Here is a 14535-nt window from a genome sequence, read left to right on the forward strand (position 1 = left end):
GAAATCCGTGCTTGGGCCTGCACGCCTTTACCAGAAAAAGCGCATTGGGGGTCTCTGCCTGTACAATTTGAACCAGAGCCTGGGCATGGGCTTGGGCTTGGGGGCAGTATCGGTGCTGGGGTTGAGGGCTTGGTGTACGGCAGGGTGCGGTAGGGTGCTCTGTTGCGGCAAAGGGAATACCCGAAGGATTATCGGGCCTTGCAGACGCAAGTAAGATTCGCTTTACGCAAAGTAGCGTTAGCGCCACCTTCAAAGATGGTCGTTCCATCCAAGAAGCTGTCGATGCACTGAGATCGGGAGCTTTATCGCCAAGCGAGATACCGGCGATTAGAGTTTTCGAGAAAGATGGCTTGATTTATACACTCGACAATCGACGTTTGTTTACGGCGGGTCAGGCGGGTGTGCCGGTCAACATTACTCCAGCCACAGCAGAAGAAGTAGCTAAGGAGGCGTGGAAGTTCACGACTCCAAACAATGGCTGCATCGTATGTGTGAAGGGCGGTTCGGTTCAGTAATGGAGGCTATTGTGGCGTTATATCAACAGATCGAGAAAATTGATTCAAAGGATGATTTGGCCGATTTCATCGCCGCGCTTAAACAGGATTTAGAATCCAATGCGGAGGAATGGGAAAATCCAACGCTTGAGCGTTTTCTTTCAGCGATGGAAGAGTGGACTAGATCGATGGATAACTACTACAGGAATACCGGTCAACAGCCGCCACAAGTGCCAACATGGCGAACACTGGCGAATATTCTGTATGCGTCGAAAATGTACGAATAAGCCGCCTTGATTCAAAGATTGTTTTTGAGCCGGTGCCGGAGAAATCCGCACCGGCTTTTTGCTGCCTGCTCGAATCGTTGCCGACGCGCCACGTCGGTAAATCCCCATCGTCGTGGGCGAGCAGCAGGCAGAACGCGCTGGCAGCGACAGCGAGCGCGCCGCCTTGCTGGCCTTGCTCGATGAAGAAGCCCAGGAAGAAGAGGACGACACGCCATGACACCGACCAAGCGCCCCACGCGCACAATCACGTTACGCCTGCCCGACGAATTCCTGGACGTGTGCGAGGAAGACTGCATAGCCCCGGAAACCGTGCTGCGCGGCTTCGTCGCCGACCTGGCCGGCATCATCAGTTGGGCCGCCAACCCGCGCACCGACGGCTACAACAGCAACGGCTCGCACGAACGCAGTATGGCGCGGGAGTATTACGAGCGGGTCGGCTATCCGTGGTGGAATCGCTGACGCCGAACCGGTAGCGAAAAGACGGGGAGGCGCGGCCTCCCTTTTTAGTGGCCGCTCGTGCCGAAAACCCATATCTGGGCCTGCATGCCCTTACCAGAAAAAAGCGCATTAGGGGGGGCTTGTACAATAGCGCCTGAGCCAGGGCGTAACAGTCTTGGAGACGGCATCCGTGCTGGGGTTGATGGCTTGGTGTGCGGCAGGACGTGGTAGGGTGCTCTGTTGCGGCAAAGGGCGTAGCTACTGGAGGGAACCTTGTCTATCGCTCTGTGAATGCGGCTGGCGACGTAAATTATGTCGGCATCACGAACAATCTAGAGCGACGTGCGGCTGAGCAACTGAGTTCAAAGGGCATTGCCATTGATGCGATTCCGGGATTAGGTAACTTGTCTCGGGCAGATGCTAGGGCGGTTGAGCAGGTTCTGATTGAAAATTACGGCTTGTCCAAAAATGGCGGGACGCTGATAAATAAGATCAATAGTATCTCTGAATCAAATCCAGCATATGCTGGCTCATTACAGCGCGGAGCCGACCTGTTGAAACAAGTTGGCTATCCAGGATTCTAGAATGGCGAAACTGAAGATTGGCGATATTGTTGAGATCAATACCGCGAAAGGATTGGCCTATGCTCAGTACACGCATAAACATAAGCAATACGGTGCGTTGCTGCGCGTGTTTGGGAGGCTCTTCGATGCTCGACCTGATGGCTTTGTCGATCTGATAAATAGTCGGCCGGCATTTATGTGCTTTTTTCCGCTAAACGCGGCGATTGACCAGCATATTGTATCAATCGTCGCTAATGTGGCACTGCCGTCTGATGCTCAGAAATTTCCTACCTTCCGTGCTGGGGTAGTCGACCCAGCTACGCGAAAAGTGGGTGTATGGTGGTTGTGGGATGGTGAGAAAGAATGGCGAGTCGGACAGCTAACTGTTGAACAACGTTGTCTCTCGATTCGTGGAGTGTGGAACGATACGTTATTAATAGAGCGAATTGAATCAGGTTGGACGCCGGAAACAGATCCAACGTAGAGCTGCTCCACTCAGATAATTGTCAGTGGTTTGATACGGCAATGCGATTAAATGATTTGGTCGATTGCTCAGTTTTAGCAAGGCCCGCCGAGCGCGGGCCTCGTCGTTTTAACCCCATCAGGCACGTAAAATGAAAGCATTCTGGACAATCATCATGGCAATGTTCTTTACCACGGTTGGCGGGGCCGAGCCGACGCCCACCCCGAAGAACGACTGCGAGAAACTGATGACCTCGATGCTTCCGTTCGCGCAAAAAATGCTACGACAACACGGCGAGTTCTTCCCATACGGCGGCGCACTGGACGAGCATGGCGCGGTTGTTGCCGTAGGGGCGACGGATGGGCGAGAGCCGCGTGTTGCTGCTATCGGAACTGAAGCAGCGGCGCAACAAGAACCCGCTGGCGAAGCAGGTCATTGACGAACTGGCGAGTGACCCCGAGCTTGTAAGGGAAATTGCTTCCTGGAGTAAATGATAGTGCTGGGGTTGATGGCTTGGTGTACGGCAGGACGTGGTGGGGTGCTCTGTTGCAGTAAAGAGCGCAGCATCGATAGATACGGCCGCATTGCGATTTACCCAAGGCAGCGTCAAAGCTTCTTTCAGAAACGGCACAAGCATTAATGATGCGGTAGCCGCGTTACGGACCGGGGGCGCCGAGGCAGCGTCGCAATTCCCGCCGATTCGCTTAGTTGCGCACGAAGGTCAGTTGTTCAGTTTGGATGGTCGGCGCCTGCTCACGTTCTCGCAGGCCGGTCAGCAGGTGCCGTTCCGCATGGCAACAGAAGCTGAGATCGCGCACGAGTGGGTCAATAAATTCACTACAACATAGGCCCAGAGATGGGGCCAGTTCATCACGGTGCGGCCATGAAGCAGAAGACGTTGCTAGAAGTCCTGGCGGAAGACCAGGGCTCCGTTGAAGCGGTGCTGGGAGTCATCGCCGAACTGTGTGGGGAATTGCGGCAAGGGCAAGTCGAAGATTGGGAAAACACGACCCTGCTGCAGTTCTTGGACTTGTCGATGTCGGTACATCGCTTCTCAAAGCGGATGACTTCAACGGATGAGTGATTGGCGACGTTCGCCCTGTGCGGGCGTCGTTATGCTGACTCAGACCACAACTGCAGCTATCGGATTTTCAGTAATAATCACGAGCCAGGACTTGCCGCAATGGTTACCACACCTCAATCTTTTGAGATGGTTAGCGACAAAGTGCCGTCAAATTAGCAAGTGAAGATTCATAAGCCATCAGGCATTGCTTTGCCGGAGGCTTGGTTGAGGCGCGAATACATGTAGCCATTTTACGACGCCGATTCTTTGGCCTGTTTTTATTTTCGAGCGCGAGCAGGGCTGATATGGACAAGTTCTTTTTCGAAGTACAGGCCGAGGTATGCGCACGATTTGGCTCACCAATCATGCCGGCACCCTCGGAGTTAAAGGTGGGCATTTCGAAAAATGTCAGAGACGGCGTCCGGCCGCTGAATGGGATGAGAATTAACCCTGTTGGGGATACATCTGGCTGGTTTATTTGGGCAGGCGAAACGAGGTCGGACGCCGATGATTTTTTTGTACCTTTACATATTGAACACTTGCTTGAATGGGCGCCTCTCGTCATTCCATATCTTGGACTGCCGCCAGGGTGGAGGTTTTTGGTGACGGAAGAGTTTGAGGATGCGTGGCACGATCCGCTGTTGGTTTTGAGTATTTAATGTTCCAGCGCGAGCGGCTTTTGTCCTCGAGAGTACCTATGGCAACGGCAATGGCCCGGGTGTGGCGCGGCCGCATGCGGTGACGGATCTGTTCGATTCCGCCAGCGTCGATCACAAGTTCGGCTACGACGCCAACGGCAATCTGGTCACCACCACGGCAGAAAAACCGAGGATGCGATTGGCGCGTCCAAGCCGATTCCGAATCTCGGCCCCGGAAAGCTCAGTAATCCGAGTATCCCGGCAGGCTTTGGGACGTACGACTACGGAGTCGTTCCTCAGCGAGTCAGGTAACTACCAAGTCCACTTTTACGAAAAACGCCTCGACAGGCGAGGTGTTCTATGGCTTTGACTACAAAGCTATTTTCAACAGCATGTCTGGAGCGGCCAAATAATGAAAGTGAAATGCACTCGATTACTCGATTCGGAAGGTCGGGAAGTAATCAACTCTCCCTGGCTGACGCTGGGGCAAACATACCATGTGTTATCAATATTTATTAATCCAGATGGTAAGCGTAGCTACGCAATAGTGGGTTGCGAGAAAGACGGGGAGTGGCCCAGTATGGTTGCTCACCAATCGGAATGTTTTGAAATCGTCAGCACAGTTGCGCCATCCAACTGGCGCGCCTGGATTCATGAGTCTGCTGCTATTGGCCTTTCGCCTTTAGCCTGGCAAGACCCGGGCTTCAACGAAGGTTTTTTCGACCATGATCCTGCGACATATCGGATCTTTGTGCGCGAAAGGGAAATCATGCTGAGGGAAGACCCTTAGTTTGTTTGTACATAATGTGGTTTTAACTAAAAACCGGTGTTGAGAAACCCGCGCCAGGTTTTTGTCGTCTGCGCCTGGCGTTGACGATGTGCCAGGTCGCTAGATCACACTCTTGCTGAGGCATGGGGGCCGAAAGCACCGCAGGCGGGGCCGGTAGGTACAAACAGCGAAGCGGGCGAAAAGCAAGACGAAAATAAGAGTCAGAATGGCGAAACTGGCTCGTATTCAAATACTCACGAAAGTGGAAAGGAATATCACGGAAAAGGTGATCGGGATAGATCGCAAGAATCTGGTCGAGAAAAAGAGAATAAGAATGGTGATTCTCATACATCGGCAGACTGGGCACCTGCCGAAAATGATAGGGAAGCATTTAAGCAAGAATCGCGACGGCTTAAACAGGACGGGGGAATCGCAGTGATTCTAACTACAATCGGCGTGACTCGCCCGGAACGAAATATATAAAGCAAGATGGTTTCTAGAAATGACTAATCGTCAAATGATGATAGAGGTTCGCGGACATCGAATAATCCCATACTTGCCGGGAGGGTTTGCCGCAAATATTGAGGAATTCAACTCTGCTCGTGCAGATGGTTTTAATATTATTCCTTGGGAAGGTTTTTCGGAGCTGGATCTTGAAGATCTTGCTCGCTATGAAAATCTCAAGGTCTTGATATTTCAAGGTGATGCAAGTACGAATTTGAGTTCCCTTGAGTCGCTAAATCTAGAGGAGCTTACACTTGGACGTACAAATTTCACGCTGGATTTTTCGAAATTTCCCAAATTACAGCGCTTGGCAATCGATTGGAGAAGCGGGGTATTTAAAAATGAAAATTTATCGAATTTAGTTTCTTTGCATATTTGGAAGTATGGCTCAGCTTCAAATGATTTGTCTGACTTTCCTTTCTTTGCTAACTTGCGTGATTTAATGTTGGTTGAGTCTAAAATAGAGCGCCTGGATGGTCTGTCTCGATTTAGGTTTCTGGAAAGTGTCGAGTTTGCTTATATGAAGAAATTGAGTAAATTGGGCGAAATGGGGCTGCCTGAACTTGAAACGTTTGTTGCGGACACATGTAAAAATTTATCTGATCATGAGAAATTAGGAACTTGCCCAAAATTGAGTGCGTTAAAGTTGCACAATTGCGGACAAATCAAATCTTTGTCCTTCTTGCGAAACCTCCGGAATTTGAACTCGTTCCGGTTTGTAGGTACGGATATAATCGACGGGGACTTGTCTCCTTTGTTAAATATTTCTGATGTTTTTTTTAACGATAAACAACATTACTCACACAAGTTGAAAGATATTCGGCCATAGAGGTGTCTCTGGACAGTTGATTGAGTAGCGGGTTTATCAAAAGGTGGTAAATATGCGTGAATTGCCAATTCCCCCGGAAAATGAAGGCGATGAAAATGCCACTGAAATGGCACGTGTGTGGATTGGAAACAACACATGTAATGTTTCGCTATTGCTCGGCATGTATGCAGATGCTGAAAAAGGTGGTGTCGACGAGCTTTGGGCTTGGGGTAATATACTAGGTGACGTCGCCCAACACATTGCCTATGGTTTAAAAATGAGCCATGGGTGGGATGAAGTAGAGACGATGCGAAAATTAAGCGAACATTTTAATGTTGCCATGAAGGCTCGCGCCTCCAAGATAGTTGGGGATTTCTTCGAGGAAGGCCTAGGGACGGAGTCAGTGTCCAAGCACGGTGGCAATCCACCGGACATGTGAGTGACCGACCTGGCACTGTTTCTGGCTCATGAATTTGCCTAACCCGCTTGCACGGCGTACCCGAGGGTGACCGGCGACAATGGGAATGGCAACTCGCGAGGCACTGCTGAAGCCAAACGTCGCCATTCATTGGTAATAAAGTGGCTGGAGCCGATCCAGTCGCGATTTGGCAGGCATGGACGAGCGCCGCAAAAAACCTCGCCATGGAAGAGTTCTTCGCATTCAAAAATGCGGATTACTCATTTAGTGGCATCATGAATGGGCTGGATGCGCTCAGCCCCGAAAATCTTGGCAAGCAAATAGTTGTAGGTTCTGTTCTCGCTGGAACGGGCATTGCTCGTAGCTACAGTTCGTTGGCGCAAATAATTGGGAACGCCGTTCGCCCCCGCAAGACGACTACACTATTTCGCGCGGTTTCCCGTGCGGAGCTTTAAAGCGTCGCTGATACCGGAGGTTTTATGGCGGGACCCGGATCCATGGGCAATAAATGGTTCGCCGGGTCCGCTGCGGATGCAGCGGAATGGGGGAAAAAGTCTTTTTTGTTTGACCAAGAATCGGTTTTTACGCTTCGAATCAAGCTGAATAATATCGGTCCCGCACGTTCCGCCGACGGGGATCTACTTAATCAGATCAATTTACGTTCGTACATTGATGCGCTTTCAGGGAGCGTCTTGCGATGAGTGTTTCAAATGCCCGAGAAAGTGGGGTCGAAGTTAGTCTCAGGTGGTTGATCGAGCGCCCTTCTTGCATCCCGTCAGCAAGACTGACTTGCTATAGAGAAGAGCGAGGTCTGGCAGATCTGTTTAGTATATTTATCGAGTTTTCCGCCGGGCAGGGGGGGGGCTCCTGAACGTGCGCTTATTCACGCTTTGGATCAATCGATGGAAGCCAGAATCCCAAAAACCGGCGGTAAATTAATCATCACGGCCGGACCTAAGCCGGTCGCGATAGCCTCGATTCTGACGCGTTGAAGTCGCTTGGGAGCCGGTGCTGGTGGCGCCGAAGACATGCGTCTACTTCAGGCAAATCCGACCATTGTGGATAATACAAACCATTGCATGCCAGTCGGCGTTTTGGCAACGCTGCATGTGTCTTGGCGCTTGATCGGTCGTGGACGAGGGTAGTTGCTCAGCTTGATATAGGCGGCCCAACTACCGCTCTCGTATCCTTGAAGCCCGCATCTCGACCTTGGGTGACCGCACGACACGGTTGCTGAATCCGGATGCAAACCTCTGCCCTTGGTTGAGAGAGCGTTGGCAATTGAACCGCGCAAGCCCCAGCGCCTGGTGCAAACAGTGAAGCGGGAGCTACTCCGCCAAATGGAGACGATAAAAATGGCGATGACAAGCAAAAGAAAGGTAAGCCATCAAGAAATACTGACCAGAATAGGCAGGTGCGCGACGCTGCGAGATATGAAGGGATAAACGATAGGCGCATGCTCGAGAAATGCAGCGTGCTGTTGAAGACGAGTCTCGGAATGGGGGAGAAATCTCGATTATCATGTTATCCGCGAAATTGTTCGTCAGATAAAGGGTGGGACCTACTAATGTCATTGGTTGATATTGCGCCATGGCCGAGAAAGAGGCTTTCTCGCGAAAAATTTGAATTTAATTTAGTTGAAAATTTGATTGATAGAGCCTGCTGGAGGTGTGGAAAATATCTTGGTTCGATGCTTTATTTTGATTTTGGTGAAAAAATAAATACACCGGATAAGCGTCATGGCCAGGTTTCGGAGGGGGAATGCACGATCGGCGTGCGCGATTGCTATTGGGAATTGCGTAAAGGCGATCAATTGGTTATTGATAGTGATGTCATTTCGGATGAGAATTCAATAGAAGTATTGGAAATTTTCAATGGGCAAGTGCTTCAGTCGGTTCGTGTTGATCCAGGCTGGATCTGTTTGTGTTTTTCGGATGATGTGATTTTAAAGCTGGATACAACCAATAAACATTGTACCAATATCAATATTTCCGAACTTGTCATGAAAAATGGTTGTATCTTCACAATCTCTCCAAGAGGGTATTTTTATCTTTCGGATGAAGTGTCAATTGTTCGATTTAATAAGTCAGCACAAAGCTAAAAGAGCGGGCCAATTTTTGCAGTAAGCATGTGCGGTTGGCTATATCCCTGACTATATGCCGTTGCCAGGGAAAATGCTTCTGACCATGAAACCCGATGCCATCATCCGTGTGCGCTTCAAAAAAATAAGAGAACGGCAGGAATTCTGCTGTTGAAGGGACATTTTATGTATGCCCGCCATTCATTGATGGGCAGGCTTTCGATTGCCGTCTACTGCTATCTGGCAAGCGCTTCTAGTGTCCGATTTCGAGGGAAATTGTGAAAAATAATCGAATATTTATAATATTAAACATCACTTTTCTAATTCTGTTTTTTGCTATCGTCGCTAGCTGGGTTTGGCTTCCTGAGCAAGATGTCGCAGAAGGCGCACCGCATGCAGGAGGCGACGCGATTATTTGGGGAGTTTTTGCTGTTCCACTTTTTATCATTGCTCAGGTTGCTAATTTTGCCTGGTTGATCTGTCTAATTGCCGATTTTTGTAGGAAAAAAATATCTGGAAGAGGGTTTGTGCCGTGGTTCATCACGATAGGTGCATGGGCTATTATGATCGGCTATGACTTTTATCGAAGATAGAAATTTACGGCTTGCTCAGAACGTTGCAAGCATAATTTGATGGGCGTTCAATTGACGGTTGGTCTGTTCTGTATTTGGATAAGGCTGATGGCCGCTATTGGGAGCTTGACTGCCCCAGTAGCGGAGAGCACGGCGGCAGTGCACCGTGCTTACAAGTGCTAGCCCATGATGAAGCGGTAAAGAAATTTAAAAAATGGCAGAGTTGAGGCTGACGCAAATGCGAAGCGCATTGGTTACCTCGTCGAATTTGAGTTGGTGGAACTTGGTGGTTTTGGCTGTCTTGCACCAAGTGCATTTTTGCCGGACAGCAAAGTCGGATGTATCGTCAACGGTTATCCAACAAATATCCCGAGAAACCCATGATGCAAAACCTTTTAGAACAAATTACGGTTCGGTTGCAGCAGGATGCGAAGAACTATTCCGTGTTTCTTAAAGTACATGAGGTTCCATATGTGCCGCCACCGGACCCTGAAGAGCTCATTCGCGCTAGCTTCGGTGCCGAGGCTAAACTGGGCAGCATAGATGAAATAGAAGGCGTTTCCGTGTGCCCGGAACTTGACGAAGCGTTGTTTTACCCAGGTGATGAAGGTGCCGGACCGGGAAATACGGTGCTTAAAAATGAATCGTTCATTGAACTGATTGAAGATTTTAAAGGTGAAATTCGGCGACTGGCTGGTGCTTCGCGCAAGATACAGCGATTCTGGCTAAAAGACGGACATCCGGCATATCCTGTTTTTTGGGAGTTTGCATATTTGTTTTGGCAGGACGATAAGGTAACCATTTTGATTGGATCAAGTTCGGACTAGTCGAAGGTATCGGGGCATAGCTAATGGCTCACATATCGAATTGATAACACAAGCGGCTGCGAACAGTTTCTTTCAGGGCGTGGGTGGAGTGCAGCTCGGGGAACCGTATTGCGTGGTTCCCCAAAGCTTCACGGTCCGCAAGCTTTACACGGAAGAAGGCGTGCCAGCCTGTAATGTGGAAATGTCATTGACAGCGCACCAAGGAGAAGAAGGTTATGCCTTGGGGATTGTATTTCTTGGCGTCACTAATTTAAAGGTTGGCAATCTGAATGGTTTACTGGCGAGTGTAATTGATATTTCTGATATTTCTGCGTGGGGGCTGGTGGGGGCGCGGTATAAGGCGGTGGATGTCGAGGCAGCCTGCTTCTCTCTGAATTGCCAAGACTTTGAGACGCGTTTGACGGAGCTGGCGTAGCAGCCCTATCTGCTGCCCGCTACCGAGCAATCTCCCGCTTCCTGGGCGCATCCCACGCGAACTTGGTGATGGCCGCCATGCTTCCTTTTACCGAAAAAATACCGTCACGTTAAATGGAAATGGGTATTCTTGATCCGATCAGCGTGACTGCGCTGCGAGCGAGCAAGGTTCCGACTTTCGCGGTTGCAGGTGGCGTGATTGGCTTTCAAATTGGCGAGGGATGCATGGCCGTGACCGCCGGCGCATGCGCCCTCTGGTGCCGGTTTTTGGGTTGATTGGTGCATTGGTTGGAGGGGCGACCTCAATTTTGTCGGAGCAAGCGCCCCGGAAGCACCGCGGGTGGGAGCGGTAGGTGCAAACAGTGGAGAAGACGGGGCCGGTGAGCCTCGCGCTGGCGAAAAGGGAGGTCCAGGTGCTGGCAAGGAGTTTAACGACAAGAGCAAGGACAGGATTCGCGATCGGGATGGCAATAAGCGTGTCTTCTGCAAGAAAGATACGACCGACAAGCCGGGGCCTGATCGATCTGAGATTGCTCGTGCGGAGTCAAAGCGAGGCGATGGAAATAATTCCGAGAACAATGGGCAGAATACTTGCAGAACTTGCAATCGCCAAAAGGGTGTTAAGCGCACTGCCGATTACTTGGATTGGTTGAGAGATAGGCTGGGTGGCTAATGGATGCTGATATACACGCGTTGGTTGAAGAGATGGATGGGGTTTTCAAACTGACAATCCCTTTGCCGCAAGATGCTTGGCACGGATTCACATCTGAGTCCCTATGGGCGGAGGCGCTTGAGGATAGGACTATGCGTGTCCTGAACACGCCATTCTTTGCCAAAGGTATTAGCTACGAGGATGTGGTTTCGATAAAGATCGGGCCTGAAGTTATTTGGTTCGATTCTGTGGTTGCCAGGGGCGGGCATTCTACATATCGGATATTGCTTGATAAGATGACAGATGAGGCAGCTTTTCAAGGCAGGTGGGCTGGTTTCTCTGCGCTTGGTTGTACATATGAGTCTTTTCTTTTTGGCTCGATCCGTATGCATGCTGTTGATATCCCTCCGTCGGTTGATGCTCGGAAAATCTATTCCTTGCTTGAATCAGGGGAAAAAGATGGGGTGTGGAATTTTGATGAAGGAAATTATACTGGCGGCGCCCTGTCCACAAGGCCGTTACCCGTAATCCCCGGCAGGGCGCAATTGAAGCGAAGCGCATTGCGCCGCATGGGGTAAATCGAAGAGCCGGTGCCGGAGCGATCCGCACCGGCTTTTTGCTGCTGGCTGGATCGACGCCTCGCGAGGCACTGCTGAAGCCAAAACTTCGCCATTCATTGGTAATAAAGTGGCTGGTAACGATCCATTCGCAATTTGGCAGGCATGGACGAGCGCCGCAAAAAACCTCGCCGTGGAAGAGTTCTTCGCATTTAAAAATGCGGATTACTCATTTAGTGGCATCATGAATGGGCTGGATGCGCTCGGCCCCGCAGATATTGGTAAGACCGTAGTTGTAGGTTCTGTTCTCACCGCAAAAGGAATTGTGCGTAGCGTTAGTTCGTTGGGGCAAATAATGGGACGCGCGCCCCGCGCTTTGAAGGCGGCAAAGGGCGCAACTGAGACGGTGGACCTATACCGCGCGGTTGGTACCCGTGAGTTTGAGTCGGTAATGACGAACAAAGCCTTCTTGCCGGGAGGGAATAGCCTTGAAGGTCGTCAGTTTGCAATGACGATGGATGAGGCGCTTACATATGCCAATGCCGATCCCGGCAAGGTGGCAATCCTACGCGCCACAATTCAGAAAGACGCTTTGAGCGCGTTCGATTTCTCAAAAAATATTGACCCCTTTATATTTAAGAATGGCGTCGTAACTGTTCAGCCTGGTGTGCAGAGTGAAATCTTTCACAGCTCGCTACTATCAATCGAACATGCCTTCTAGAGGAGAGTTTCTTGATTGCGAAGGTACATTTTTTTGGGGTTGAACAAGGCGGACGTCATAACCCGCCGCAAACGGGTTTTCGCCCACAACTTGACATTCGAGGGACTCACACGTCATGTGTGGTTGAAAGTCTTGACGATGAGACCGTGTTTGTCTTCGGGAAAGATCATCGTATCTCATTGAAACTCATGTTCCCGGATCAATACCCCGAGCCCTTGAAAGTCGGTGATGTCGTGAAATTGTACGAGGGGAGCAAGCTCATAGGTGAAGGAGAGGTTGTAGCCTTGTAGGTCGGGCTATTGGCCCTGCGATCCCCTACTAATAAAAGGGGACAGACCACGATTTCCCCGATCCAAGCCGGTGCCGGATAGTTCCGCACCGGCTTTTTACCGCCCGCTACCAATCAATCTCCCGCTTCCTGCTCGCATCCCACACGAACTTCGGCAACTCCCCCGGCTTGGCTGGGGTGCTGGCTGCCGGGGTCTCTGGCTTGGCCGGCGCCACCGGCTCGATCTTGCTCCCTGCCAACTTGCCGGCGCGCTTCTTGGCATGCACGAAGTCATGCACCGCCCCCACGCCGACCGTCACCCCCTTGCTGGCCAGGAACACCACCACCTGCCGATAACTGACGCCCGCCGCCAGCAGCGCCACGATCTCCGCCTCCCACGGCCCTAGCTTGCCTTTGGGCGACGTCGCCTGCGGGGCATTCGGCCTTCGGAGATTTCTTCACGACGGTGTTTGACGGTGCGATGGGCGCGCTGGAATCGGGCTGGTCGAAGCTGAGCCAGGCGGGCACGCCATCGAGCGCGCAGGTCTACGAGAAGACTGGCGCTCCCAGCCCGCAGAACGCCCGCCCTGGGATGGGCGCTGAGACGCTGGCGCCGGTCAACGTTACCGGGCATGCTTCGCAACAGTCGCCGGGGGAATACCGGTTTGTGAGTGAGACGCATGCGTGCGCCAGTATTGTATGTACAAGGCCATATGTCTCGACGGGGCGACTAGAGAGGATCATGCCTGCGTTGGCGATGCCGGATGTTACTGGTTTGATTCCGGTGTATGGCTCTTACTCAATGGGGCGACGGGCTTTTGCTGATGACCAGCCGCTGGCGGGGTGGCTTTTTTTCGGGATGGCGGGATTTGAGGCGCTGACCTTTGGTTCGGGTGTTATTGAGGATGCGCCGGCCAAGTTGGCGATGGAAGAGGCGCTTGAGGTTGGTGCGGCAAAGACAGCAGCCGCGCTAGAGAAGAGCGCACTTCAAGAGGCTCTTGCTGTTGCAAAGTCAACCAGTGGGCATCCGGCACAACTGATGACCACGTTGGAAGATGGAGCCCGTGTGATTTTCCGGAAGGACTTTGGCGAACAGGCGCATGCAATTGGCGGCCCGTTCCAAGGTATGGGAAAAATCGATCACTACAACATCGAAATCCAATCGGCTACAGGTAAGACGATTGAGAACATCTACGCCGTCCCCAATGAGTCAGGCGGATTCACATTCTGGGGAAAGGATGGGGTTGTGAAATGATTGAAAAATTACTTGATACTGTCGTGGTGACTCGTGATGGCGATGAGATTCCATCCAGCGAATTGCTCCAGAACGAGACGCATTGCCTTTGCGGGGAAATTGACGCAAGTAATCGCGACATTTATTTGAAATTCTCGTCACGCCAAGCGTTATATGATTTTGCTCGCTCCTTGTTGCAAGAGGCCGTGCATGGAATGGGAGGGCAAAAAGAGTTTTATCCGCTCATATCCGACGGAAAGGCTTTAGTGGTCGAAGGGGCGCGCTTGGTAGAGGGAAGTTCACGCATCTTCGTCGCATACGGCGAAAGCGATTAGGAATATTCGCCAAAAAAGAAAGCCGGTGCCGAGAAATCCGCAGCGGCTTTTTGCTGCCTGCTCGAATCGTTGCCGACGCACCACATCGTTAAATCCCATTCCCCACCCGGCAGACGACATCGGATCGGCATGCAGCCTTTACGTTCCCATGATTTATTCGATGCTGATTTCTCGCAGGCCTGTCAATGAGGTGCTGGAGTACCTCTTATGGCTTGAGGGGGAACACATAGGCCCCCAGTTGACCATCAACGAACCCAGCTTATTGCTGAAAAATTGGTTGGCTTAGAGTAATCCAGTCTGGACAAAAGCCGGTGCCGAGCAATCCGCGCCAGCTTTTGCTGCCCGCGCCACGTGATTTGTCGAGCATCGTACCGGGCACGCGTACATTGTCCCGGGCATATTATTCGCTCAAGAAGGACTCCATTAAGAA

Annotated in this window: 20 protein-coding genes; 19 read left to right on the top strand and 1 reads right to left on the bottom strand. The window is 51.2% G+C overall.

Going from position 1 to position 14535, the window contains the following annotated elements; genetic code table 11:
* The first annotated feature begins 451 nt into the window (after nt 1-451).
* The 17 genes from ACYQ1A_RS21510 (at nt 452) to ACYQ1A_RS21590 (ending at nt 12268) form a co-directional block, all read left to right on the top strand.
* Complete coding sequence (locus ACYQ1A_RS21510) at nt 452-781, top strand: DUF7660 family protein (RefSeq protein WP_499365775.1); 330 nt, start codon at nt 452-454, stop codon at nt 779-781.
* 213 nt (nt 782-994) lie between these two features.
* Nucleotides 995-1240 (top strand): hypothetical protein, encoded by a 246-nt coding sequence (locus ACYQ1A_RS21515; protein ID WP_062223188.1) that lies wholly within the window; start codon nt 995-997, stop codon nt 1238-1240.
* Between the two features lie 564 nt (nt 1241-1804).
* Entirely contained in the window at nt 1805-2266 is a 462-nt protein-coding gene (locus ACYQ1A_RS21520) for a hypothetical protein (protein ID WP_499365776.1), read from the top strand.
* Between the two features lie 130 nt (nt 2267-2396).
* Nucleotides 2397-2684, top strand: a complete 288-nt coding sequence (locus ACYQ1A_RS21525; RefSeq protein WP_499365777.1) for a hypothetical protein — start codon at nt 2397-2399, stop codon at nt 2682-2684.
* A 444-nt stretch (nt 2685-3128) separates the two neighbouring features.
* Nucleotides 3129-3329, top strand: a complete 201-nt coding sequence (locus ACYQ1A_RS21530) for a hypothetical protein (protein WP_062223184.1) — start codon at nt 3129-3131, stop codon at nt 3327-3329.
* A gap of 284 nt (nt 3330-3613) precedes the next feature.
* Nucleotides 3614-3967, top strand: a complete 354-nt coding sequence (locus ACYQ1A_RS21535) for an immunity protein Imm33 domain-containing protein (RefSeq protein WP_499365778.1) — start codon at nt 3614-3616, stop codon at nt 3965-3967.
* A 391-nt stretch (nt 3968-4358) separates the two neighbouring features.
* Nucleotides 4359-4736, top strand: coding sequence for a hypothetical protein (locus tag ACYQ1A_RS21540; RefSeq protein WP_499365779.1), 378 nt, complete (start codon nt 4359-4361; stop codon nt 4734-4736).
* A gap of 481 nt (nt 4737-5217) precedes the next feature.
* Complete coding sequence (locus ACYQ1A_RS21545; RefSeq protein WP_499365780.1) at nt 5218-6048, top strand: leucine-rich repeat domain-containing protein; 831 nt, start codon at nt 5218-5220, stop codon at nt 6046-6048.
* Nucleotides 6049-6100: 52 nt separating this feature from the next.
* Complete coding sequence (locus ACYQ1A_RS21550; RefSeq protein ID WP_499365781.1) at nt 6101-6466, top strand: DUF5076 domain-containing protein; 366 nt, start codon at nt 6101-6103, stop codon at nt 6464-6466.
* Nucleotides 6467-6669: 203 nt separating this feature from the next.
* Nucleotides 6670-6900 carry a hypothetical protein gene (locus ACYQ1A_RS21555; RefSeq protein ID WP_499365782.1) on the top strand — a complete coding sequence of 77 codons (231 nt, stop codon included), beginning with the start codon at nt 6670-6672 and terminating at the stop codon, nt 6898-6900.
* A 1112-nt stretch (nt 6901-8012) separates the two neighbouring features.
* The gene (locus ACYQ1A_RS21560) at nt 8013-8546 is read left to right on the top strand and encodes a hypothetical protein (protein ID WP_499365783.1); all 534 of its coding nucleotides are present in this window, start codon (nt 8013-8015) and stop codon (nt 8544-8546) included.
* 257 nt (nt 8547-8803) lie between these two features.
* Nucleotides 8804-9118 (top strand): hypothetical protein, encoded by a 315-nt coding sequence (locus ACYQ1A_RS21565; protein ID WP_499365784.1) that lies wholly within the window; start codon nt 8804-8806, stop codon nt 9116-9118.
* A gap of 50 nt (nt 9119-9168) precedes the next feature.
* The gene (locus tag ACYQ1A_RS21570; protein ID WP_499365791.1) at nt 9169-9324 is read left to right on the top strand and encodes an Imm27 family immunity protein; all 156 of its coding nucleotides are present in this window, start codon (nt 9169-9171) and stop codon (nt 9322-9324) included.
* Nucleotides 9325-9477: 153 nt separating this feature from the next.
* Complete coding sequence (locus tag ACYQ1A_RS21575) at nt 9478-9924, top strand: hypothetical protein (RefSeq protein ID WP_499365785.1); 447 nt, start codon at nt 9478-9480, stop codon at nt 9922-9924.
* 112 nt (nt 9925-10036) lie between these two features.
* Nucleotides 10037-10339 carry a PIM8 family immunity protein gene (locus ACYQ1A_RS21580; RefSeq protein WP_499365786.1) on the top strand — a complete coding sequence of 101 codons (303 nt, stop codon included), beginning with the start codon at nt 10037-10039 and terminating at the stop codon, nt 10337-10339.
* A gap of 704 nt (nt 10340-11043) precedes the next feature.
* Nucleotides 11044-11568 carry a DUF4265 domain-containing protein gene (locus ACYQ1A_RS21585; protein WP_499365792.1) on the top strand — a complete coding sequence of 175 codons (525 nt, stop codon included), beginning with the start codon at nt 11044-11046 and terminating at the stop codon, nt 11566-11568.
* 109 nt (nt 11569-11677) lie between these two features.
* Entirely contained in the window at nt 11678-12268 is a 591-nt protein-coding gene (locus ACYQ1A_RS21590; protein WP_499365787.1) for a hypothetical protein, read from the top strand.
* Nucleotides 12269-12664: 396 nt separating this feature from the next.
* On the opposite strand, the gene ACYQ1A_RS21595 is transcribed toward ACYQ1A_RS21590, so the two are convergent.
* On the bottom strand, nt 12665-12919 hold the full coding sequence (locus ACYQ1A_RS21595; RefSeq protein ID WP_499365788.1) for a hypothetical protein: 255 nt from the start codon (nt 12917-12919) through the stop codon (nt 12665-12667).
* Between the two features lie 359 nt (nt 12920-13278).
* On the opposite strand from ACYQ1A_RS21595, the gene ACYQ1A_RS21600 reads away from it, so the two are divergent.
* Both ACYQ1A_RS21600 and ACYQ1A_RS21605 read left to right on the top strand, forming a co-directional pair.
* Nucleotides 13279-13791 carry a hypothetical protein gene (locus ACYQ1A_RS21600; RefSeq protein WP_499365789.1) on the top strand — a complete coding sequence of 171 codons (513 nt, stop codon included), beginning with the start codon at nt 13279-13281 and terminating at the stop codon, nt 13789-13791.
* A complete protein-coding gene (locus ACYQ1A_RS21605; RefSeq protein ID WP_499365790.1) occupies nt 13788-14105 on the top strand; it encodes a hypothetical protein in 318 nt (105 codons plus the stop codon). The genes ACYQ1A_RS21600 and ACYQ1A_RS21605 overlap by 4 nt, the downstream gene beginning before the upstream one ends.
* The last annotated feature ends 430 nt before the right edge of the window (nt 14106-14535 follow it).

The organism is Silvimonas sp. JCM 19000 (assembly GCF_054652575.1).

Coding starts and splice junctions, on each gene's coding strand:
- ACYQ1A_RS21515 (WP_062223188.1), top strand. CDS start 995: ATGACACCGACCAAGCGCCCCACGCGCACAATCACGTTACGCCTGCCC.
- ACYQ1A_RS21520 (WP_499365776.1), top strand. CDS start 1,805: ATGGCGAAACTGAAGATTGGCGATATTGTTGAGATCAATACCGCGAAA.
- ACYQ1A_RS21525 (WP_499365777.1), top strand. CDS start 2,397: ATGAAAGCATTCTGGACAATCATCATGGCAATGTTCTTTACCACGGTT.
- ACYQ1A_RS21530 (WP_062223184.1), top strand. CDS start 3,129: ATGAAGCAGAAGACGTTGCTAGAAGTCCTGGCGGAAGACCAGGGCTCC.
- ACYQ1A_RS21535 (WP_499365778.1), top strand. CDS start 3,614: ATGGACAAGTTCTTTTTCGAAGTACAGGCCGAGGTATGCGCACGATTT.
- ACYQ1A_RS21540 (WP_499365779.1), top strand. CDS start 4,359: ATGAAAGTGAAATGCACTCGATTACTCGATTCGGAAGGTCGGGAAGTA.
- ACYQ1A_RS21545 (WP_499365780.1), top strand. CDS start 5,218: ATGACTAATCGTCAAATGATGATAGAGGTTCGCGGACATCGAATAATC.
- ACYQ1A_RS21550 (WP_499365781.1), top strand. CDS start 6,101: ATGCGTGAATTGCCAATTCCCCCGGAAAATGAAGGCGATGAAAATGCC.
- ACYQ1A_RS21555 (WP_499365782.1), top strand. CDS start 6,670: ATGGAAGAGTTCTTCGCATTCAAAAATGCGGATTACTCATTTAGTGGC.
- ACYQ1A_RS21560 (WP_499365783.1), top strand. CDS start 8,013: ATGTCATTGGTTGATATTGCGCCATGGCCGAGAAAGAGGCTTTCTCGC.
- ACYQ1A_RS21575 (WP_499365785.1), top strand. CDS start 9,478: ATGATGCAAAACCTTTTAGAACAAATTACGGTTCGGTTGCAGCAGGAT.
- ACYQ1A_RS21585 (WP_499365792.1), top strand. CDS start 11,044: ATGGATGGGGTTTTCAAACTGACAATCCCTTTGCCGCAAGATGCTTGG.
- ACYQ1A_RS21600 (WP_499365789.1), top strand. CDS start 13,279: ATGCCTGCGTTGGCGATGCCGGATGTTACTGGTTTGATTCCGGTGTAT.
- ACYQ1A_RS21605 (WP_499365790.1), top strand. CDS start 13,788: ATGATTGAAAAATTACTTGATACTGTCGTGGTGACTCGTGATGGCGAT.